Raw genomic sequence first — 21,228 nt, forward strand, 5'->3', positions numbered from 1 at the left:
ATTCGACAAAAAGGGGCGTGTGTGGAAAATAGAACTATTTTTCGTAAAACAAAAATCATCTGTACAATAGGTCCTGCAACTTCAAGTACAGAAATGATCAAAAAACTTGCAGAAGCAGGAATGAATATCGCAAGACTCAACATGAGCCACGGAAATCACGAGTCTCACGGTAAGATTATCAAAAAAATAAAAAGTCTAAACAAAGATTTAAAATATCCGATTGCTTTACTCATGGATACTCAAGGACCTGAAATTCGTACAGGCGAATTGAATACTGAATTAGATTTAAAAGTTGGAGAGAAATTTACATTTCACATCATACCTGGAAAAGAAGCAGAAGAAACCTCGGTGTATGTAAACTACAACGATATTGTAAAAGACCTAAAAATTGGTGATAAGGTCACTGTAGATAACGGTCTCATTAATTTAAAAGTACTCGAAATCAAAGAAAATGAATTGGTATGCGAAGTTATAGATGGTGGAAAACTTGGAAGTAGAAAGCATATTAATCTACCCGGAATCAGGGTCAATATGCCGTCTATTACCCCGAGAGATTATAAGGATATATTATTTGGGTTATCCGAAGATATAGATTTTATCGCACTTTCTTTTGTTCGCTCTCCTGATGACGTAATTCAACTAAGACAAATTATAGAAGAAAACAACGGTCACGCTCAAATCATCGCAAAAATAGAAGACCAAGAAGGAGTCAGGAATTTTAAAGAAATCATTGCTGTTGCAGATGGAGTCATGGTTGCAAGAGGTGACCTTGGAGTAGAAATTGAAATCGAAGAACTCCCAATCATCCAAAGAAAGATCATTAAAGAATGTGCACTTGCAGGCAAAAGAGTAATCGTCGCTACTCATTTACTCGAAAGTATGATTCACAATCCTTCTCCCACCAGAGCAGAGGTTACAGACGTAGCCAACGCAGTCTATGAAGAGGCAGACGCGATTATGCTTTCAGGAGAAACCGCTTCAGGAAAGTTTCCAATCCGGTGTGTTGAAATGTTGAATAAAATTGCTATGAGAATTGAACAATCGGAAGGAGTAGGGTATGTCAGAGAAAAAACTCCTTCCTCAAAAAAAGAAGAACTCGCAAGGTCAGCTGCAAGACTGGCAGATTCTATTTCTGCACCTGCAATCATAGTCATTACAAGAAGAGGCACGACTGCAAATAACGTTACCAATTTTCATCCATCTTACCCTGCAATCCACGCATTTACGAATATGACCTCTGTCAGAAGAAAGCTCTGGTTGAATCGAGGAGTACTTCCTTACAGGGTTGATTTTTCCAGTGACCCAGAAAAAACGATAACTCACGCAATTGAAATTCTGAAAAAAAATAATATGGTACTAAGCGGGGATCAGGTAGTCATACTTTCTGATGTTATAGCCGGTGCAGACAGAGTAGATACCATTCAAATCAGAGACGTGAAATAAGTGTAGGGATTCTAATGAGGAAAAAGTTTTTCAATTTTTTCTAATAAGCCGGAATCTTTTAAAATTTTTGTAATAGCTTTCGTATAGTTAATTTTTGAGTTGAGCTTTTCTATATCGAGTTTCAAATTTTGCCTTTGGATATGCAGTAACATTCTAAGCTCAGTTGGACTCATATCTTTTGGAGATTTTTCACTAAACTCATTATCGCCTTCAAAAGGATTCAAAGGAATATTCTTAAACATAGAATTCCTTTTCGATCGAGCTTGAGATTTTCCAAAGTTTCAATTGAAGATGAGCCATAAAATTAGAGTATTTTTTTCAATTTTCCGGAAACAAAAATAAATACAACAATCAAAATCAAGAAATACACCCCACCCATAGTAAAACAAGCAAGCATATAATTCCCCGAATAAGTTTGAAGAATATAGAAAAATAGCCCCGCAGATAAAAAAACAATCATCCCAAAAATGAAAATAGAAAAAATAAAGAGTAAAAAGAATAGAAGGAACACATCCTTTACTTTTTGCCGGATAATTTTACCGAAATATACCAGTAAAGTCTCAAAATACTCAATGATTCGGTCAAAAATCCGAAGGATATACCCGATTATAGAATTGCTTCTATTTTGTTTTAACTTTCCTGAAGTAGTTTCTTTATTTGATCTGGACTTTGTTGCCAATTATTTTCTACGGATTAACATCCCGATCAAAACTCCAATTCCTACTCCGACTGAAAGCCCGATTAGTGCAGATTTTTGAGGATTTTCTTTAATATACTCACCTGCATTATCAATGATCTGCTTTGCCTTCTCACCGGCTTCTCCACCAAATTGCTTAATTCTTTCTTTTATATCTGATACATGTTCCAAGTATTTTTCCCTCGCTCTTTCATTAACTAATTTTCTTTCGTGCTTTCTTGCTTCAATTTCGGACTTAAAATTTTTTGACTCGTCTGAAGTTTTCATTCCAATTCCTCATATTTCAAAAAATTCTTTCCTTTGCAAGAAAAATTCATAATTTTAATTAAAAATAATTTATTTTTTAAAATTCCCTATAAAATCTTTTAATAGGTTAAAATCTTGGGTTTCAAATAAAATTTCCTCAGAAAAATTGGATATTACAAAAAAAAATTCTTTATTTACCAAGAAAGAGTACCTATCGTCAGAAAGAAATTCTTCAAAATCGGGCTGACCTTCCTTGATCAACAAAAAAACAAAACTATTTTGACTTAAATTTAGTTTTTCTGCTAAAATAAATACTCTTTCGAGTTCCTTACACTCTCTACAATTCGTTTTTTGAAAAAATAAAATTATTTTCTTATTTTCTTTCTCTGCAATTTGAAACGCTTCTTTTTTTTCTGTCTGCCAAGAAAGAGTACGATTCAAATTTTGTTTACACTTGATTTGAAAAAGATTAATAATTAAAATAAAAACTGCCACAGCTTGAAAATATTTATTTTCCATATGGAATGTATGATTCTTTTTACCAAAATATTCCAGATACTAAAAATTATTTGTGAAACCTCTGTTTTTCATCTTTTTTTTAAAAAATTTTGCAGAAAAAGAAAAAAAATGTACTTAAATGATTTATTCGATTGACTTTTTAGCTCGATATATTCCACAGTCAAATTTCAAATTTATTATTTTATTTCGGAGGTGGAATAACCCTTTTTCATGAACGGACTTGGAAAGCATGTAATAGCAGAACTATACGACTGCGACAAAGAAATTATCAACAATCAAGAATTGATTGAAGATGTGATGCTTGAAACAGTTGAGCTTTCAGGTGCAACGATTGAAAAATCCATCTTTCATAAATTCAACCCCCATGGAATCACCGGGGTAGTGGTTGTATCTGAGTCTCACTTTGCAATCCATACTTGGCCGGAATATGGTTATTCTGCAGTAGATATTTTTACTTGTGGAGATTTAATTGATAACTACAAGGCACTAAACCACCTTAGAGACAAGCTTTTTGCTAAAAACCTTTCTGTTGTAGAATTAAAGAGAGGATTACTCGACTTAGGCGTGGATTTACCACACAAACCGGGGATTACTCCTCACTCACCTATGCTTTCAAAGCCCCCGGTACCAAAAACATGAATTTCTTAGTTAAAGAAGAAAAAGAGGAACCCGGCGGGTTTCTCTCCTCAGTCAAAAGAAAAATCCAGAGATTCTCTGTGGACAACACAGACACCTTCTTAGGGACCTTACTCAAAGGTCTCGCTGGGTCTATCAAAAAATCTATTTCTTTCAGAAAAGATTTTTTGTCAAAATTGAGATATTTGCCGGCCTACTATCTCTCGAACCACCTCCTGGGTTTGAATTATGCGGCAGAAAACCAATTTTTGTCTATGGAGAAAGCCATTGAAACTAAAAAATAAAAATGTAGTTAATTCACAGTTTTCTTATATTTCCAGAAAACTGGATTTGATTGAGTTACCTGCTAATGAATTTACATTAGTTGCATCTAATGAAATTCAGAAAGGAGAAACTGTTGCGGTTTGGGGTGGAAAAGTAATCCACAGAAACGAGCTTCCTGATATGATCGAACAGGGAACAACCCACCAGATCAGCGAAGACTTGTATCTTTTTAGCCCTGTGCACGACGACGGTCCGGATCCAATCAATCTAATCAAGCATAGCTCTAACCCCAACTGTGGTTTTAACGGACAAATTGCACTTGTTGCAATGAGAGCTATCTCAGAAGGTGAAGAGATTACTTTTGACCCTTTAATGAATCGTAGTTTCGCAAATAAAAAAAGCGGCTATGCAAAAAGGGATTTAAGAGAAAAATACAATGGATATTTTTCAGACTATATCCAGCGTAAAATCGACTCTGACCCAAGTTTAAGAGTTCTTCCTAAATTTGAAGACAAGGCATGGGGAATGCTCACAAGTATAGACTTAGAAAATTGTGACGGCTCTCTTATTCGAGACGCAGAAGCAATTCGTAAGTATGTCTATGAGCTTTGCGATCTAATCGAGATGAAAAGATTTGGAGAATGCCATGTAGTTCATTTTGGTGAAGACGAAAGGGTAGCTGGATACTCTATGTTTCAACTAATTGAAACTTCTTGTATCTCTGCCCACTTTGCAAACGAGACAAATACTTCTTACATAGATATTTTCTCTTGTAAGGCATATAACCCTAAGGTTGCATCCGAGTTTACAAAAAAATATTTTAAAGGCGGAGATATGCGCCTCACAGTAACGAATCGTTACTAAAAAAACTTTACCGGCAGAAGATCTTTCTCTGCCGGTAATTTTTCTGTTTGACCAAAAATAGTAATCCAATTAGTCTTAAATAATTATGAAGGCTGTAAGTGTCGATATACTAAAATCCAATCTTGAAAAGATTCATCCTTCTATAAAAAAAAATATACCGAACCTGCTTAGTCTATTCCGAAAATATATATTAAAAAATGACTTCAACACAAAAAGTGATTTAGATATTTTAATAATTGGCGTACCTGCAAAAAGCCCTGAAAGGGGTTTTTACAGTAGCGTCATAAATTTTAATCCTGAAATAAATGACCCACTTCTAAAAGGAAAAATAATGTGGGATTTACAATTTGCAATTGAAGATGAATTACAAAGGAATGTAAACATTTTCCAAGAATCAACACCTAAAAACCCATATTTTAAAAAAGAATTAAATAGTACTAAATTACTCATCTATGAAGAATAGATATTTCCAATCTCTATACTCTATTCACAGTTCATTAGAAAATATCGAAAACTATTTTGGCACAGATAAAAATTTTGAGAAATACGATAGTATGCTTCAACATGCTGTAGAAAGAAATTTAGAGATAATCGGAGAGGCGATAAAAAGAATTTTTGAATTAGACCCAAATGTTCCTATAGCTAGTTCGAGAGCAATTATCAATACTCGCAACAAAATAGCACACAGCTATGATGAAATTGAAAATACTCAAATCTGGGAAATACTAGTAAATCATTTACCAATACTAAAAAAGGAAGTTTTTAAACTTTTAAATGAAAATTGAAACACCATACTACCTAATAGATGAAGCCAAACTTGTAAAGAATCTAGAAAAGATTGCACTTCTTAAAACTAGGACAGATGCAAAATCGGTACTCGCACTAAAATGTTTTTCCACTTGGTCAGTTTTTGATTTAATGAAAAAATATATGGACGGAACAACTTCCAGCTCTCTATATGAAGCAAAACTTGGAAAAGAAAAATTCGGGAAAGAAGTACATGCCTATAGTGTTGCATGGTCTGAAGAAGAAATCCTAGAAGTGAAAAACTTTAGTACAAAAATTATTTTTAATTCCTATTCTCAACTCCAGCGATTCTACCCAATTGTAAAAAATTCCAATCTTGGAATCCGTATCAACCCTAGAATCAGCCATTCCAATTTTGATCTTGCAAACCCTGCAAGAAAATATTCACGACTCGGGGTTACTAACTCAGAGGAAATACAAAAGTCAATTGGAATTATTCGTGGTGTAATGTTCCATTGCAATTGTGATAACGATGACTTTGAAAGTTTTTGTAATATATTAGATACTATTTCAAAAAACTATTACGATATTTTACAAAAATTAGAATGGGTGAGCCTCGGTGGCGGGATTTATTTTACCAAAGAAAATTATCCGTTCGATAAATTCTGTGATAGAATTAAAAAATTCTCCGATGAATTTCAAGTTCAAGTTTACTTTGAACCGGGAGAGGCTTCGATCACTATGTCTGGACAGCTTGTTACGAGTATACTAGATATAGTTCACAACGAAAAAGAAATTGCAATCGTAGATTCTTCAGTAGAAGCGCACGCTTTAGATCTACTTATCTACAACCTTTCCGCTAAAATAGAAAATGAAAAAGGAAGCTATGAGTATATCATTGCAGGTAGAACTTGTCTTGCAGGAGATGTATTCGGAACTTATAGTTTCTCTAAAAAACTTAGAGTAGGGGATACGATTACTTTTTCAGACATGGCAGGCTATACTATGGTAAAAAAGAATTGGTTTAATGGAGTAAAGATGCCCTCCATAGTAGTGAAACGGTTAGACGGTAAATTGGAAGTTATAAGAAGTTTTTGTTACGAAGATTTCCTAAATTGTCTTAGTTAAATAGCAGTATCGTATAACGCTTATATATCTAATTAAAACTTTCCATCTGCACGAATCTTATAGAATAGACCATCAGAAACTGAAGAGTAAGGAAACAAAGGTGTTTTTGACCCTATTGAAGAAATATTTCCACTTATTTGTCCAACTAATGAAGAGTATTTAAAGCAATTTTAGAGTGAAATCTATATTTTCGATTAATTATGTTGACTTTTTCAAATTATTCTAAATTTTTTTAAAATTTAATTTAAAAAATATTCTGTAACATACCTAATTTGTCCGGTTGTTGTGGTATAGTACTATTAAAGATAGAGGAAATATGAAAGTAATTGAAATTGCAATGCCAGTTATTGGAGAAAGGATTACGAGTGACCATGGATATAAACTCTATAGTGCACTATGTAAAATTGCTCCTGAAATTCACGAAATCGAAAAAATTTCCATTTGTGGAATTTCAGGAATTCCAGACAAATTCAGGACTCTTCATTTAACGAAATCTATATAAGTGCAAAATTGAAAGTGGCTTTGTGCGGGTAAGTGTGAACTATATATAGGGATTGAAAAAGACTTTTCAGAAAGTTGCTTTTCGGAATAAAATTTGACAATTTTCCGTGCCGAAAAGCAACTTTGTACAAAAATTAATCATTTTTCTTTTTCGGACGACCGCCTTTTTTCCCGTTCTCACGGGATGTTTTGGCTTTTATGAGAGATATTACCGACCCCCCTTTTTTACCAAGAAATGAGGCTGCTGAACTGTATTCCTCCGGCTCATCTCGTACAAACTGAAAAAACATGTCGAACTCTGGTTTGTCCTGAATCCCGAATGTCGCCAATAGATCGCATACACGTCCAATACGCTCATCGTCTGTGATTGAATAATCGGTTGCGGATTTGATTGCCTTCCTCTCCATGAGTGTCATATCCCACTCATAGTAATTAGTAAGAACATATCCTATTGCATCGTTCATTGATTTTTTAAATTCTTTGTCCCCGGAGAATTACTAATAATAGCAACCGAGGATTGGTATTCAAAAGGATGCGATACCAGCCAAATCGGTTTTTTATCTTTACATAAAGATAATTCAAAAAACCTGAATTAGTTGATTCATTGATTCTAAGCAACATTGACCTATGTCCTTCAGTTGACCTTTTTACAGACTCTTCCACTTTACTTTCTCTCATATTATCCCTCCAAAAATTTGATTCCTGATTTCCTGCAGCTCCTCCACGGACTTGCCCATCTTGCGGGCGCGGACCTGATCTGCGAAGGACTTGATCTCTTCCTCCGTATAGTAAAGCCCCCTGGCCTTGCGGTCTAACCAGTCCCGTGTGACCGCCTGAAACTCTGCGATGGAGATCCCCCATTCCTTGCGGATGATCTCCTCGACCCGCTTCGATTTCTTGCGCCCGTGCAGGACACGGGAGATGGTTTCTCTGGCTATAGAGTGTTTTTTCGCGAGGGCATGAGTGGAGTTATATTCACGAATAACAAGCTTGGAGAGAAGTGGTGACAGAACGCCAACTGTTCCGGTTGCCAGAAAAGGGTCACTGTTTTGCTCATACAGTGACCCTGAAAGTTCTTGATTATTTTCTTTAGTCTGGTTATTATGTAGGAAAATAGAATTCATGACAACTATCGTAATTTACGATATATTTTCGTCAAGTTCAATCTCGTAAATTACGAATATTTATTATGAAAGATCGTGTGAAAAAAATTATTGAAGTATCCGGGCTAACCCAGACCGAGTTTTCGGAGAGATATGGAATAGCTCAATCTACGCTCTCGGAAATTGTCGGCGGACGAATTAAAAAATTACCAGTAGATGTAATGTCCAAACTACGATCTGAACTCAATATCGATCTTAATTGGTTACTAACAGGAAGTGGCGATATGTATCTTCCTGTGACTCCATTAACAGGGAAAACCACTGCCGAAAAACATGCTATAATCGAAGCAGATAGAAAGGCAAGATTTGCTGAAGAAAAAAATATTCCTCTTCGGGAAGCGGTTGAAGCAATGAAAAAAAAGCCCGAATCGATTGAGCTTGTAAAACTTGTCTTGAAAATCCCAACTGGCAAATACCAACAACTTAAAGCAATTCTCAAATCCTTTATTCGCTAAGCGGCTCGAATCACTGCTATCAGCTCTCGTGCCCGTTCCTCGACAATCTCCCGGAATTCATCATCCTCGAACCATCTAGTTTGCTCATAAAAGTGGTATAAAATCTCAACAACAAGTTTTTCTGTTTCCATATCTGTCCCCAAGTTTGCATACATTACAATTGTATAGTAACGTATAGCACAGGCAAATTCCTTTATCTACAAGATATTTTTTTTGCCGGATTCGGTTTTTTTTAATCCGGAGGTAATTATATTTCAAGGGAGTCATCTAAAAAATTCATCGATAAACCATAATTTTCTTCATGCAGCTTTTTAATTTTCTGCAAGTTTTCCGCTATTTCATTCAGCAAGACCTCGTGTTCTTTTTTTAGTTTTGTTATAGTCACAAAACCTGCAAGGATAGAATACCACGTTTTGTAATCGCGAAAATGTCAAACTTTCCGATATTTTCAAAATCGAAATGGGTTTGTGGGAAATTGATATACGTTATACAGGAGGGACAGATTCTTTTTTATATTATGCGAAAGACTATGATGCGACATAAAAAACTCAAAGCACTTTTTCGGAAAGTTTGACCTTTCCGAAAACCTGAAAATGTGCTAAATTCGACTTATGTCGGATAAGAAAAGGCACTACAAAGAATCTCTGTATGCGATTGCGTTCAGTTTGTATATTACCGGAAAGTTTGATAATGCTGAAAAACTTTCTGCGCATCTGGTATCCTCCGGTCACAAAATAACCTCCAACACAATCCGCTCCTGGATGAGCGAGAAGGACTTGGACGGGCTCACTTGGGAAGACCGGAAAATTCAGGTAGTCGAAGATATTCGAAAAAATTCTTTTGCAGTAGCAAAACTTGAAAGAGAAACCCTGCTTGGGGAACTTTCACAGATTTTGAGTGGAGTATTCGACGATGTAAAAAGTAACGCACTGCAATTTCGCACGAAAGATGCCGCAATATATTCCGCAACGAATCTCATCCAGCTCATGCGTCAGTTGGAATCCAAGGATGACAAACTGAAAAATCCGTTGTATGTGATTCAGTTTTACACCGACATATTATCGGAAATCCCCTCTATCAGAAAAGCTCTGACTCAGAATCAGACAAAATTGAAAAAGCTGCTATCGGAAAGACTGCTCAGTAGAGAGGAGAAAGCTGTTGAGTAGCAACATTCTGCTTGAAGCGATCGCAGAGGAGACGACCAAGAAATTCGGCAAACTTGATCCGTCCGACCGGAAAATTTATGGAAAGGTTCATGGCGAAAATGATTTAATCGCTTTTGCGAAATACGTCGATCCGGATTTTGAAGCTCCATCACATATCCAAAAGATTGCAGAAAAATTAACTCAGGTAGAATCGGGAGAGATAGACCGGCTGATTATAAATCTTCCTCCGAGGCATGGCAAAAGTCTTTTTACCTCAAAAATATTCCCTGCGTGGTTTTTAGGGAAACACCCAAAACGGGAAATCATCACTACTGCGTACGGTGCTGACCTCGTTATAGATTTTACTGGCTATCAGAGAAATCTTTGCGAGTCCGAAAAATACAAGGATATTTTCCCGAAACTGAAAGTCCGTCAGGATACGAGAGCGCGTGAACGCTGGATGACAGAGGACGGGGGTATGGTAATCGGAGCCGGTGTCGGCGGACCTATCACCGGACGCGGAGCTGATCTTCTACTCATCGACGACCCGATTAAAAATCCCGAAGAGGCAGTAAGCGAGCGCATTCAGGACAATATCTGGGACTGGTACAGAACCGTCGCGCTTACAAGACTATACCCGAAAGGCAGAATCGTTCTCATCATGACCCGATGGGCTACAAACGATCTGGCTGGAAGACTCATTGAATCGCAAGGCCTAAAAGAAAACGGAGGCGCGTGGAACATTCTGAAACTGCCTGCGTTAAGCGAAACAGGAGAAGCTCTCTGGCCCGAACGTTATTCCTCAGACATTCTTTTCAACGTCCGCAAAGACATGGGCGAGAAATATTTTTCTTCTCTCTACCAGCAAGAGCCTATGGACACACAGGAGCGTTTGTTTGACGATCCGGTGTTCGAGGAGCCTCCGGGAAATATTACAAACTTTGCGTACCTTGACCCTGCTTTCGGAGGAAAGGATTTTTCGGCATTAACCATTGGAGGAATAGACAAACAGGCAGACAAGCCACAGTCGGCTCCGATCTATATTGCATTCGGCGACATCTGGCGTAAACAAATCGACGAAACCTACGACAAGGTCACCTTTTATCTGAAAGAATACAAGGTTTCTGCTCTCTACGTCGAGTCCAATCAGGCGCAGACATTGATTGCCAGAGAATTTCGCAATCGTGGATTTCATGTAAAGGAAATCTATTCCTCGACCGCAAAACATTTGCGGATTATGAACAATGTAAAACTGAACTGGAGAAGGCTCAAATTTTCCAGAATGGTAAATCAGGATTATCTGAAACAAATCCTGCAATACAATGAGCTCGCCTCGCATGATGACGCGCCGGATTCTCTCGCAGGACTTTTGGCTCAGATCGTGAATAGTGGAAATAACCTATTCAATCGTTATGACTCTATATTGGAAAGGATATTTAGATAATGTCAAAACAGAAACTGCAAACAAGATACGATAGCCTGGTAGATGTTAATACGGGAATGGGGACAAATACAGATAAACTAACTCATTTAAGACCAAGGGCAACCTATTTATCCTCAGAGGAATGTAGGTCTTGGTACAAATCGAATGGATTTATACAAAATATAGTCGATGCTCCGGCAGAAGATTCTGTGCGAGAATGGATTACCATTAAAACCAATAAAGATGAGCTGAATATTTCCAGAATAATTGAAAATAGGCTAACTGAACTTAACGTCAAAAATAAACTTAAAAATTTAATTAGGTTTTCACGTTTATATCCTGAAGGTGGGTTTTTGTTTTACGGGGTGAATTCTCCTATTCCGCAGACATCTTTGAACCTCAAAGAAACTCTGCCAGATTCGATTTACCGAATCAGTTATCTAAACGTATTTGGTCCCGACAGAGTGACCATAACCGAAAGAAAACAAAGCCCTCTGGAAGCAGAATACCATAAACCGGAAATCAGAATTGATGGATATCCCCTTCATTCTTCACGTTTTTCGTGGCTATGCCCTTTTTATATGCCGGAAGAACAGACTGGTATTTCTATTATTGAAACCATCATGCACGCGATCATCGCGCAGCATACGGCTGTCCACTCGACCACAACCATGCTTTACGAAACCGGATCTAAAATATTCAAGAGTCCGAAAGTGGAGACCTTGCCTCCAAAAGAAATGGCTGAATTCGTAAGAAAAATCCGATCTGTTATGTCCTCTCAGTCAACGATGGCGATTGCAGGCGACGAAGAAATAAAACGACTCGAAACAAATCTCGGAGGACAGGGAATTAAAGACCTTCTCGAATTCATCTTCGATAATCTTTCTGGTCTTGCGAGAATTCCAAAATCTCGTCTCATGGGACAGGCTCAAGGAGCCATCGCATCCGGTCAGTATGACCTTCGTAGTTACTACGATGATATAGCCAGAGATCAGGAAAATGATCTGCGTCCGATTCTCGAAAAGATCATTGGACTTATCGTCCGTGAACAGGACGGGGAAATTTACAAGACGCTCGGCGGAAACGTTAACTCCCTCGACTGGGAGTTTACATTCAATCCTCTCTGGCAGTTGTCCGAAAAAGAAGAATCAGAGATTGAACTCAATCAGGCGAGAGCCGACGACATCTATCTCACAAGAGGAGTCGTTGGACCAAATGATGTCCGCACAAAGCGGTTTCAGGAATTTGAGGAATTTCCGGCAGTGGAAGGAAATACCGAATTCGGAAATCTATTTCCGGTTCCCGAAACTCCTCCGGAAAATACTGCAACCCCCGTAGAAAATCAACCGGGTAAGACTGATGTTTCCCTTCGGAATAGTTGAAGGCAACATAAAACTTTTTCTGCGCGAATTTGACGCTTATACAAAAGCGTTTTTTTTGATGCTGAAAAATTCCAACGAAATGCATATCTCCGGCGACCTTGACAAATTTCGTCTCGGTTACAAAGGTGATGCAAAATTCAAAGACCGTCTCAGAAGACAATTTGATCTGTTGAAATCGTGGTCTGTATCCAGGACAAATGTAGCGATTGCCCAAAAACTCGAAAAAAGATTCGGAACTGTAAATGTGCGTCTTGTCTCCTCAAAACAAACTTCCCATGACGCTGACGACAAACCGATGTTCCCGACAGTTTCTATTTCTGCTGAAAGATCAAGTCAGGTCCAGGAACTCGTCAATGAATACACAAATACAAATTTCGGATTGTCGGGAATGGCAAAGGATGATTTTTTTGCAAATGCCCAGTCCAAAATCTTTCAGGGACTCCGAGAAGGAAAAACTTTCAGATCCATCGCAGACGAATTGGAAAAACTCGGAGGAGGAATTTCCCGTAGCAAAGCGGAATCATGGATACGAGACCAGTCCGGAAAATTTTTCGGGACTCTCACAAGACTCGAACAAACAGAATCCGGCATCCCGGGCTATATCTGGAAAATCACGGGCTATCACACACGAGACCAGCACTCCAAACTCGCAGGCACATTTCACAAATGGGACAAACGCCCGAAAATGCTCTACGGAACACGCACAACAGAAGCTCATCCGGGAGAGGATTACAACTGCAGATGCTGGGCAGAACCAGCCTTCGGCGACGAACCGGACGTCAAACCCTGGAAGGACGAGTGGACCGCAACAGGCTCCGAGCAAAGTCTGAATGCCGGAGATGTTGTGATTGATGATACTTTTTCAAGTTTTCAGACTATCTCAATTCGAAAAGGCATAGTCGATGTCAATAGAACGCTTGATATTACGCCTGCAACGGATAAGCAGAAATTTGCCTTTCTTCCAATGACAAAAGCCCATAGTGAATTTTTTAATTCAGATGGATTTTACGACCCTTTTACTGGAGAAATATTCATAAAACCAGGAATTGAGTATTTAGAGTTGGCTGTCTATCATGAGACATACCATAAACTTGACAAAGAATATCTCTCCGTTTCGACAATCAGAGGAATTGAAACACCAGATGCTATGGAACTGCTCTACGCAATACATCAGACAAACTCGTTCAGGAGTCTAAACAAGTTGTGGGTGCAAAATAACAATATTATGAATATGATTTATACATTCAGAAAGGATTCGGAATGGATCGCCAGAATCTTTGAGCAGTTTATTAGTTTGAAACAAGAGAAAGGAACACTGGTCAATGAAATCGATAAACGCAATATGGACTTCGCAAAACGATACAATGCCAATTATTATTTAACAAAAAATGAACTTGACAAAGTCCTTCCTCTGTTCGAAAATTATCTCAGGAAAAAAGGTCTATTAAAATGATTGCCTTATTCAAAAAGAAACTAACGCAAGAAGAAATGGATAACATTGATAGGCGAATAGAAGACCCTGATAATTTTCCAACAGAAGATGAGTACATTCAATTTTTCAAGCAAAAATACGGCCTCACAAGAAAACGTGCCCTTTCCTTTATGCAGGTGATTCAGGGTGCATGCGTCAAAGCAAAATACAACATCGAATAATTATCGGAAAGTTTGACGTTGTCGGCACGAAAAATCCGTGCAATGATTCAATCATGAAAACCGTAAAAGTAAATATCGACTCGACGATAAATCTCTTTCAGTTATTAATGAAATTATCGACAGGCAAAAACAGATTGAAGTTTTGCAGAAAGAAATAAAGATCCTTCTATCGAAGAAACTAAGAGGAATTTTAACTTCCAAAACTGTCTAATGTTTTTTCTATCTTTTGGAGTTTCCGATCTGCGTCCTTACTATCGACTTGCAAAACAATTCGATTATTACAATTCGGACATGTGAGAATATTATCGTTGATAACATCTTCAGACTTAGCCTCAAATTCTTTTTCACAATAAGGGCAAGGTAAGTGCACAACATTTTCTTTCATCTGCATATTATTGCCTCTTTAAATCTATTTGTCAACACCCTTTTATCGGAAAGTTTGACCTTGTGAGTCTGCAAAACGTGACGTAAAATACGCTCACGATGTCTGTAAGATTCGATAGAGGAACCCTTGAAGTATTGGAAAGCCGTGACGGGTTTTTACGCGCTCGCGTAACAATCGCAAAGACCGGTGTATTTCCATACATTCGTAACGGAAAAATTCGACGTGAAGCAAAACTTCCCGAAGAACTTTTTTCCGATGCAACCCTCGACAGCGCGAAACTGAAACCCGTAATCGAAGACCATCCGCCCCTTTCCGATAACGACGGACTCCTTAATTCCGAAAATTACCGGAAATATGTGAAAGGCTCACTCGGAGATTCGATCGAGGTCATTGAAAAAAAATACATCAATGCAACCGAGACCGTATTCGACAAATCTCTCATCGATACGTTAGGCAAAGGCGACAAGCGCGAAGTGTCTATCGGCTTTGAATGTGAGATCGACGAGACCCCGGGAGTTTTTGACGGCGAGGAGTATGATGTGATCCAGAGAAATATCAAAATCAATCATATCGCTCATGTAGATCACGGAAGAGGAGGAGCGGACGTGAGAGCGCATCTCGATTCTTCGGACATATCCTATCAAACAAACGAGGAGGCAAACATGCCTACACCAAAAGAGGTCAGGAAGGATGGAGTAGATACTCCTCCGGAAAGCCCGGGTTCTGCCGGATCAAGCGCAGAAAACTGGCTAATACAATTTTTTCAGAAACTTGCGGCTACTCTGAATCCGTCGCAGTCACAGGCTCCGGTCGCAGACGCTCCAAAGCCAAGCGAAACCGAAACGCTGAAAGCTCAGATCGACGCACTCACAAAAGAGAACACAGATCTGAAAAAGAAACTGAATCCGTCAGGCGACAGCGCAAGCCAAAAACCTCCGCAGGATTCAAATGAGGCTATGATTGCCAAACGTGCAGACGAAAGAATGAAACTTGTAGAGACTGCAAAGGCAGTCGTGAAGGATTTCAAACACGACGGACTAACTGATCGAGAGATCAGGACACAGGTCATCAAAGCGATGACACCTAACGCAGAGATCAAACAGGACTGGAACGACGAGGTCGTGAAAGTTTCGTTTGACGCATCTGTAAACATTGCAAAAGAAAAATTCTTCATGGATAAAAAAACTTCGAACCTTCCCACGATGGACGAGGCGGAAATCGAAAAACTGAGAGCTGCGAGGCTTGACATGAGAGGAGGAAAATAATGGAACCAAATCCGCTATATTCACAAATAGAGCTTGGAGCTGGAAAACAACCGCAGGAATACCCCAACCAATACTCTGAGACCGGAGTCTCCGGAGAGACTATTCCTTTTGGAAAAGCTGTAGGTGAAGGCTCAGGTGGAAAAACAAGACTTGCACTAAAATCGCTTGCAATTCCTTTTAAAGGAGTAGCAAATTTTTCTACAGACGCAAAAGACCCGGACAACAACTCGTATCTCGACGGGGATCCGATGGGAATTACCAAAACCGGATTCATACAGGTAAAAGTTGAGGAAGCCGTGACACCATTGTCTACAGTTCGCATTCGCGTTGAAGACCATGCGTCAGACGTAACTAAAACTCACGGAAATTTCTGTACTACAGCAGAGGCAGGAAAAACCGCAAAACTCAAAGGCGCAGAATTTAAGTCAACTCTTACGTCAGCCGGAGTCGCAACTTTATTTCTGCCGGATAGCGTTGAGTACATAGCAGATTAACTTTAAGGAGAAAAACATGCCAGAAATCAGACATGATTCATTTTTAACCAAGAACGATCTTCTCTATATAGAGAGCGTTCTTTTGAAACCTCTCGATGAAGAGCTTGCTCTTCGTCAAATTGCGCGGGTCAATCCGAGCTATCCGAGATTTGCAAGAGAAATCGGCTACGATGTCTACAAACGCGAAGGCAAAGCGAAAGTTCACGCTGCAGGCGGACGCGTTAAAGACATTCCGTTTGTCGGTGAGGAAATCGATCGAACCACACAGCCGGCGGTTGATATCGCGACAGGAATCCGCTACAACGAAGACGAACTCGAGGCAATGCAGGCAAAACGCTCTCTCGGCAAAGGCCCTGCGTTTTCCCTCGATCAGTCCAGAATTGATGCTGCGAGAAGATTTGTTTCTGAACAAGAGGACTTCATCGGTTTCAACGGAGACTCATCCCTGAAAATTCAGGGAGTTCTGAATAAAACCGGAATCCAGGCAGAGGATGTCGCTGAAGGTGCGACAGGCGCGAATGCGACAGAAAAGAAAAAGTGGGAGAATAAAACCTCGCTCGAAATTCTGAAAGACCTCCATACCGCTAAAACCAAGGTTGAGAATTCAGGACACTTCAACGCGACGACTCTCGTCCTTTCAACAGAGGCAAAAAACAGAATGCTGAAACCGTTGAACGATGTGGCAACATTGACGCTTCTGAAATGGCTGGAAAGCGAAGGTCTTTTCTTCAAGAAGATCATTACGACTAACGCACTAAAAGGAGCGAATAACGTCCTCAACAAAAACTGTTTTCTTGTTCTCGACGACAACCCGGCAGTAATCGAACTGGCAATTCTGAAGGACATCACCCTCGGAACGCCGGAAACAGACTGGACCGGAGAAACAAAAATGCTTGTATCCGAAAGATTCGGAGGATCGATCATTCGATACCCATCCGCAATCTATGTAGGAAAGGGCATTTAATGGAACCCTAAAGACGATGGCAGAGATACCATTAGCAGACTTTAAAACTTACCTACCTGCGAATCACGGTCACGAAGATTCTTTTCTGCAAAGAATTCTAAGTGATGCAAGGAGGGAAGTGGAGATGGATGGTGTCTCTGCCGACCATATTCAATTTGATTATCTTCAAAGGTTGAAAGGACTTGCTCTATTACAGCAGGATTTTTCAACGAGGGAAGGGCTAAATTCCACATCATCCGCTCCTGCTGATTCTCCTTCGAGCTTTTCCATTTCCGGCGCATTTTCCGTAGGGTTTGGTACGCCGAAATCAGATTCAGAAAAAATTTTCGGAACCGGCGCAGACTCCATGACAGAGGCAAACTCTTTTGAAAAAGCCTACAAAACTGCTCTTGCAAAAATTGTCGGAATGAAAAGCCAGATCCTATGATAATCGATGCAAACAGTATTTCGATTCTGAAACAACTCCAAAGACCCGTTCAGGTTTACTCCCCGACCACAGGATACTACCAGGGAGAATACGAAGAATACGGAGGCGACCCAGTTACAAAAAATCTCATTATCATTCCCATATCCGGTGAGGATTTACGAAACGCCGAGCAGGGTTCCTATACCGCAGAGGACAAAATGGTTCTGGAAATCGGAAGTACGACATTGAAACTCAAAGACAAATTTACGTTCAATTCCGAAAACTACGAAATCCACAAGGTTTACGATTTCACATTCGAGGCAAACCTCGCAAAATACATAGCGAAAAAAATATGGGCGTCACAGTAAAAGACATAGACAATTTCCCGAAAATCATTTCGGATTTGAAAGAACTGAAAAATCTCTCAGCCTTTGTTGGAGTCTCCGCAGAACCGGATTCCGATCTTGCAATTTACGCCGGAGCTAATGAATTCGGAGCCGTAATCAAATCCAAAAAAGCAATTGCAAAACTCTATTATCTCATGGTCGAAGAAGGTCTTATCGATGAGAAAAAATTTCCTATATATATCTGGATGAAATCCAAAGACAAAATCGTAATTCCGGAAAGATCATTTCTTCGTAGCACTTTTCACGACGAATCCGTAATGGAAAAAGTAAAAAACACATTCACGAGAATTCTTTCATCGACGATGAGTCCAGAAAAAGCCCTGAGTGCGGCCGCAGATGTTCTTGTTTCTGCGGTAAAATCAAAAATCGTTTCCGGAGTCGGTCCCGGCAATCATCCACTCACCAGCGCCGGAAAATCCGGCCAGGGCACCCTCCAAAAGTCCTTTCAGCTTCATAGATCCATCCGGAAGCAGATTGTGAAGGAGTGACCGTGAATTTCGGTTGACTAAAATTTCTTTTTTTAAAAAGTCTAAGAAATAGATAAAAAACTTCCGTAAATATAGAAAAGGAAGATTCTGTAAGGGAAAAGAAAATGGAAAAGCCGGAATTTTATGAGAATCTTGAACCGATTGCTTTAGCATATTATCAGGCAGGATGTGACATTCCTGATTTACATGCGGATATGAAACCAAAATGGGATTTGCATGTTCTTTATTCTTTCAATAAAAATGATAACTATTATTATGTGCATTGCCTTGATATGGATCTGATTGCTTATGCAAGCGTCGAATCTCAGGCTGAATTGCGGTTAATGGATATGATTCAGGGACACATGTCCAGTGCCTTAGAAGAGAAAAGATTCGAGCATTTAATGGACTACCCGGCGGATGATTCAATCTTATTATATTACCATAATTTAAAAATGGAATACTATCGAAAACAAGGTGGAGTGATCGATAAAATTATTTCCAAAATTAAAGATTATGATTTACATAAAAAAAGAAGAATGGTAACCCAAAAGCTTGAAGAGGATATTATTCTCGTTGAAAAAATTCAGGAGTGGAGAATTGCAATCTAACATTTTCTCTTATGACACCTGGAAAGAATTATATTTTCGCCACCGATCTTGTAGAATATCTTGAATCGAAAGGCATTAAAGTCAAAAAACAGTTATTAAATCATAAAAAAGATTTTAGGCTTGTTATTCAGATAAAGGACAAAACAGATCCAGCTAAATTTGTGACCGCTTTTCCTTTCAGTAACAACCTCCTTGATGATATAGACAAGGTCGGGTTTACTAAAAAATATTTAACTCATCTGTTTCCGAAGATTATACGATTGGAAGAATATAGTAGTGTAAAGTTATCTATTGATGACTTAAAAGAGCAAGAATACAAATAATCCCCTCTAACCCACCCTAACCAAAATTTCTTTACAGGCAGTGATGATTTTCGACGCTTCGTAGCGCGTCAGATTTTGCGAATACGCTTTGTGGACAACCTTTGTAGAAAGCGCTTCGAGGGTGTAGCCATAGCCTCTTTTTTTGATCTCTCCAATCAAGCTTTCCAGATATGTTCTCTGGGCAAAACTCATCTTGGCGACTCTGCCGCTTGGCTGGAATTTGGATTGCTTTCTGCGCCCGCAAATCCGGTCGATTACGCGTTTTGCCTCGCCTAGATGCAGGTCTGAAATGTGTTCTTTGCCGGTTTTTTGATAGACGATTGTGTGGAGGAGATCGGAGTCTATCCCTTTGTCGCGCGCGCTCGCCCAGATTTTCCGCAATTGGGCAGGTGTGATTTTACTGGAAGTAGTGGTGTTCATCGTCAACGTAGCTTTTCAGCTTGTCGATGTCTGATTGCCGGTAGAGGTATTTCCGGTTGTTGACAATCTCGAACGGCAGTTTTCCCGACAGTCGGTAATTTGCGATAGTCCGGGGCTTGACTTTCAGCTCCTGCGCCGCCTCTGCGGGCGTGAGCAGTTTATTTGGATTCTGTGACATTTTTTCCTCCTGATACATCCAGCACTTGGGCGGTTGGGCAGGTGCTGGATAAAAACATTTCCCCTTCACCGGTTAGGAGCCAGTTTAGATTTACGTTGTAGTTTTTATTGAGAACGATCAACGAACGGTCAGGCAGACGCTTATATCTTTCTCCAGTTAAAAGCTCGGACATCGTAGATATATTAATACAGAGCTTTTGCGCAAACTCTGACTGAGTTATTCCTATACTCAAAATTATTTTTTTTAATCTATCTTTCATTTTTCGTAATTCATGAAAATTTTTAGTTGACAAATTATCGTAATTTACGATAGTCAAATCGTCAACTAAAAAAATACAGACGGGATTCAAAAAAGGGTAATCAAAAGCTATGAATACAAGTGAGAGAAAAATGAAAATACGAGATCGGATCGCATTCGCACGGACTGCAATAAATCTGAAATTAGGATTTGCGGGAAATGATTACGGATACAAAAAAATCCCCGACAAACATCTTGCTGATAAACTACTCAGCCGTTGTGCGATTCTTGAAACATTCATCAAAGATTTCGGTCTCGAAAAAGATTTTTTACGATGGTGTGATGACAACTTGGGGGAAGAGAGAAATGAACAGATCTAAAAGAGAAAAAGTGCGTCATGCGTTTATGGTCACCCACACGGTCGAACTTCGCAATGAAAGACTGAACCCGTCGGGCGTTTTTGACATTTGCTGGGCTCGGATTCCGGAGGCTCTAACGAAAAAGCTCAATGCAAACGAGCTTCTCGAATACATCAATCTTCACATTCTGCCCAAGGTCGTCACAGAGGAAAAATCGGTTCAGTGCAACGTATTTCCAAAATCTTATAAAATGAGCAATCTGAAAAAACACACCCTGGAGGTTTTCGCATGAATTTATTTGTTTCTACCCGGCGCGATGGTCAGCCAAACGCCGTGGATTCTCCTTTGTCAGAGCAACCACTCGGGGCGAAAGCCCCCGATTTTTGCGACCATTCAAAAGTTGTTCGTCACTGTCTCCGTACCGGAATCAGAATAGACCCTAATTT

Annotated in this window: 33 protein-coding genes; 23 read left to right on the top strand and 10 right to left on the bottom strand. The window is 39.3% G+C overall.

Annotation, left to right across the window (positions count from 1 at the left end; genetic code table 11):
• Positions 1–21 precede the first annotated feature (21 nt).
• On the top strand, positions 22–1,443 hold the full coding sequence (gene pyk / locus HS129_16355; protein ID MBE7413608.1) for a pyruvate kinase: 1,422 nt from the start codon (positions 22–24) through the stop codon (positions 1,441–1,443).
• 11 nt (positions 1,444–1,454) lie between these two features.
• Here the strand turns inward: pyk and HS129_16360 are convergent, their stop codons facing one another.
• The 4 genes from HS129_16360 to HS129_16375 form a co-directional block, all read right to left on the bottom strand.
• Positions 1,455–1,685 (bottom strand): hypothetical protein, encoded by a 231-nt coding sequence (locus tag HS129_16360; GenBank protein MBE7413609.1) that lies wholly within the window; start codon positions 1,683–1,685, stop codon positions 1,455–1,457.
• A gap of 62 nt (positions 1,686–1,747) precedes the next feature.
• Entirely contained in the window at positions 1,748–2,122 is a 375-nt protein-coding gene (locus HS129_16365; protein ID MBE7413610.1) for a hypothetical protein, read from the bottom strand.
• Positions 2,123–2,407, bottom strand: a complete 285-nt coding sequence (locus HS129_16370; protein MBE7413611.1) for a DUF883 family protein — start codon at positions 2,405–2,407, stop codon at positions 2,123–2,125.
• Positions 2,408–2,476: 69 nt separating this feature from the next.
• The gene (locus HS129_16375; protein ID MBE7413612.1) at positions 2,477–2,905 is read right to left on the bottom strand and encodes a thioredoxin family protein; all 429 of its coding nucleotides are present in this window, start codon (positions 2,903–2,905) and stop codon (positions 2,477–2,479) included.
• Positions 2,906–3,115: 210 nt separating this feature from the next.
• On the opposite strand from HS129_16375, the gene HS129_16380 reads away from it, so the two are divergent.
• From HS129_16380 to HS129_16405, 6 genes are all read left to right on the top strand, one after another.
• Complete coding sequence (locus HS129_16380; GenBank protein MBE7413613.1) at positions 3,116–3,544, top strand: S-adenosylmethionine decarboxylase proenzyme; 429 nt, start codon at positions 3,116–3,118, stop codon at positions 3,542–3,544.
• Between the two features lie 225 nt (positions 3,545–3,769).
• Positions 3,770–4,669 (top strand): S-adenosylmethionine decarboxylase, encoded by a 900-nt coding sequence (locus HS129_16385; GenBank protein MBE7413614.1) that lies wholly within the window; start codon positions 3,770–3,772, stop codon positions 4,667–4,669.
• Positions 4,670–4,754: 85 nt separating this feature from the next.
• Positions 4,755–5,132, top strand: coding sequence for a hypothetical protein (locus HS129_16390; GenBank protein ID MBE7413615.1), 378 nt, complete (start codon positions 4,755–4,757; stop codon positions 5,130–5,132).
• Positions 5,122–5,454 carry a DUF86 domain-containing protein gene (locus HS129_16395; GenBank protein MBE7413616.1) on the top strand — a complete coding sequence of 111 codons (333 nt, stop codon included), beginning with the start codon at positions 5,122–5,124 and terminating at the stop codon, positions 5,452–5,454. Before HS129_16390 ends, HS129_16395 begins: the two co-directional genes overlap by 11 nt.
• Entirely contained in the window at positions 5,444–6,544 is a 1,101-nt protein-coding gene (gene nspC, locus HS129_16400; protein MBE7413617.1) for a carboxynorspermidine decarboxylase, read from the top strand. The genes HS129_16395 and nspC overlap by 11 nt, the downstream gene beginning before the upstream one ends.
• A gap of 316 nt (positions 6,545–6,860) precedes the next feature.
• Positions 6,861–7,046 (top strand): hypothetical protein, encoded by a 186-nt coding sequence (locus tag HS129_16405; GenBank protein MBE7413618.1) that lies wholly within the window; start codon positions 6,861–6,863, stop codon positions 7,044–7,046.
• A gap of 133 nt (positions 7,047–7,179) precedes the next feature.
• Here HS129_16405 and HS129_16410 read toward each other — a convergent pair whose 3' ends face one another.
• Positions 7,180–7,509, bottom strand: a complete 330-nt coding sequence (locus tag HS129_16410) for a hypothetical protein (protein MBE7413619.1) — start codon at positions 7,507–7,509, stop codon at positions 7,180–7,182.
• A 210-nt stretch (positions 7,510–7,719) separates the two neighbouring features.
• A complete protein-coding gene (locus HS129_16415; protein MBE7413620.1) occupies positions 7,720–8,169 on the bottom strand; it encodes a hypothetical protein in 450 nt (149 codons plus the stop codon).
• Positions 8,170–8,234: 65 nt separating this feature from the next.
• Here HS129_16415 and HS129_16420 point away from each other — a divergent pair, with 65 nt between their 5' ends.
• The 6 genes from HS129_16420 to HS129_16445 all read left to right on the top strand — a co-directional run bounded on the left by HS129_16420 (position 8,235) and on the right by HS129_16445 (position 14,266).
• Positions 8,235–8,663, top strand: coding sequence for a helix-turn-helix transcriptional regulator (locus tag HS129_16420; protein MBE7413621.1), 429 nt, complete (start codon positions 8,235–8,237; stop codon positions 8,661–8,663).
• A gap of 611 nt (positions 8,664–9,274) precedes the next feature.
• Complete coding sequence (locus tag HS129_16425) at positions 9,275–9,829, top strand: hypothetical protein (GenBank protein ID MBE7413622.1); 555 nt, start codon at positions 9,275–9,277, stop codon at positions 9,827–9,829.
• Positions 9,819–11,252, top strand: a complete 1,434-nt coding sequence (locus HS129_16430; GenBank protein MBE7413623.1) for a terminase — start codon at positions 9,819–9,821, stop codon at positions 11,250–11,252. Before HS129_16425 ends, HS129_16430 begins: the two co-directional genes overlap by 11 nt.
• A complete protein-coding gene (locus HS129_16435; GenBank protein MBE7413624.1) occupies positions 11,252–12,613 on the top strand; it encodes a DUF1073 domain-containing protein in 1,362 nt (453 codons plus the stop codon). The genes HS129_16430 and HS129_16435 overlap by 1 nt, the downstream gene beginning before the upstream one ends.
• Before the next feature lie 55 nt (positions 12,614–12,668).
• Positions 12,669–14,066, top strand: coding sequence for a phage head morphogenesis protein (locus tag HS129_16440; GenBank protein ID MBE7413625.1), 1,398 nt, complete (start codon positions 12,669–12,671; stop codon positions 14,064–14,066).
• A complete protein-coding gene (locus tag HS129_16445) occupies positions 14,063–14,266 on the top strand; it encodes a hypothetical protein (protein MBE7413626.1) in 204 nt (67 codons plus the stop codon). The genes HS129_16440 and HS129_16445 overlap by 4 nt, the downstream gene beginning before the upstream one ends.
• A 190-nt stretch (positions 14,267–14,456) precedes the next feature.
• Here HS129_16445 and HS129_16450 read toward each other — a convergent pair whose 3' ends face one another.
• The gene (locus HS129_16450) at positions 14,457–14,657 is read right to left on the bottom strand and encodes a hypothetical protein (GenBank protein MBE7413627.1); all 201 of its coding nucleotides are present in this window, start codon (positions 14,655–14,657) and stop codon (positions 14,457–14,459) included.
• A 92-nt stretch (positions 14,658–14,749) separates the two neighbouring features.
• Between HS129_16450 and HS129_16455 the strand changes: the two genes are divergently transcribed.
• The 8 genes from HS129_16455 to HS129_16490 all read left to right on the top strand — a co-directional run bounded on the left by HS129_16455 (position 14,750) and on the right by HS129_16490 (position 19,588).
• Entirely contained in the window at positions 14,750–15,916 is a 1,167-nt protein-coding gene (locus HS129_16455) for a DUF2213 domain-containing protein (protein ID MBE7413628.1), read from the top strand.
• A complete protein-coding gene (locus HS129_16460; protein MBE7413629.1) occupies positions 15,916–16,410 on the top strand; it encodes a hypothetical protein in 495 nt (164 codons plus the stop codon). Before HS129_16455 ends, HS129_16460 begins: the two co-directional genes overlap by 1 nt.
• A 16-nt stretch (positions 16,411–16,426) precedes the next feature.
• Positions 16,427–17,374 carry a DUF2184 domain-containing protein gene (locus HS129_16465; protein ID MBE7413630.1) on the top strand — a complete coding sequence of 316 codons (948 nt, stop codon included), beginning with the start codon at positions 16,427–16,429 and terminating at the stop codon, positions 17,372–17,374.
• A 16-nt stretch (positions 17,375–17,390) separates the two neighbouring features.
• Positions 17,391–17,801: a hypothetical protein gene (locus HS129_16470; GenBank protein ID MBE7413631.1), complete on the top strand. Its 411-nt coding sequence runs from the start codon at positions 17,391–17,393 to the stop codon at positions 17,799–17,801.
• Positions 17,798–18,148, top strand: a complete 351-nt coding sequence (locus tag HS129_16475; GenBank protein MBE7413632.1) for a hypothetical protein — start codon at positions 17,798–17,800, stop codon at positions 18,146–18,148. Before HS129_16470 ends, HS129_16475 begins: the two co-directional genes overlap by 4 nt.
• A complete protein-coding gene (locus HS129_16480; GenBank protein ID MBE7413633.1) occupies positions 18,133–18,675 on the top strand; it encodes a hypothetical protein in 543 nt (180 codons plus the stop codon). Before HS129_16475 ends, HS129_16480 begins: the two co-directional genes overlap by 16 nt.
• A 104-nt stretch (positions 18,676–18,779) precedes the next feature.
• The gene (locus HS129_16485; protein MBE7413634.1) at positions 18,780–19,265 is read left to right on the top strand and encodes a hypothetical protein; all 486 of its coding nucleotides are present in this window, start codon (positions 18,780–18,782) and stop codon (positions 19,263–19,265) included.
• An 11-nt stretch (positions 19,266–19,276) separates the two neighbouring features.
• Entirely contained in the window at positions 19,277–19,588 is a 312-nt protein-coding gene (locus HS129_16490; GenBank protein MBE7413635.1) for a hypothetical protein, read from the top strand.
• A 6-nt stretch (positions 19,589–19,594) separates the two neighbouring features.
• Here HS129_16490 and HS129_16495 read toward each other — a convergent pair whose 3' ends face one another.
• Genes HS129_16495 through HS129_16505 form a run of 3 tightly spaced genes read right to left on the bottom strand, consistent with a single transcriptional unit; the run spans position 19,595 to position 20,445 of the window.
• Positions 19,595–20,008 carry a DUF1018 domain-containing protein gene (locus HS129_16495; GenBank protein MBE7413636.1) on the bottom strand — a complete coding sequence of 138 codons (414 nt, stop codon included), beginning with the start codon at positions 20,006–20,008 and terminating at the stop codon, positions 19,595–19,597.
• Positions 19,986–20,204, bottom strand: coding sequence for a helix-turn-helix domain-containing protein (locus HS129_16500; GenBank protein MBE7413637.1), 219 nt, complete (start codon positions 20,202–20,204; stop codon positions 19,986–19,988). Before HS129_16500 ends, HS129_16495 begins: the two co-directional genes overlap by 23 nt.
• Positions 20,167–20,445: a helix-turn-helix domain-containing protein gene (locus HS129_16505; protein ID MBE7413638.1), complete on the bottom strand. Its 279-nt coding sequence runs from the start codon at positions 20,443–20,445 to the stop codon at positions 20,167–20,169. Before HS129_16505 ends, HS129_16500 begins: the two co-directional genes overlap by 38 nt.
• Before the next feature lie 109 nt (positions 20,446–20,554).
• On the opposite strand from HS129_16505, the gene HS129_16510 reads away from it, so the two are divergent.
• Both HS129_16510 and HS129_16515 read left to right on the top strand, forming a co-directional pair.
• A complete protein-coding gene (locus tag HS129_16510) occupies positions 20,555–20,803 on the top strand; it encodes a hypothetical protein (GenBank protein ID MBE7413639.1) in 249 nt (82 codons plus the stop codon).
• A complete protein-coding gene (locus HS129_16515) occupies positions 20,790–21,074 on the top strand; it encodes a hypothetical protein (protein ID MBE7413640.1) in 285 nt (94 codons plus the stop codon). Before HS129_16510 ends, HS129_16515 begins: the two co-directional genes overlap by 14 nt.
• Positions 21,075–21,228: the final 154 nt, after the last annotated feature.

Source organism: Leptospiraceae bacterium (assembly GCA_015075105.1).
GTDB lineage: Bacteria > Spirochaetota > Leptospiria > Leptospirales > Leptospiraceae > JABWCC01.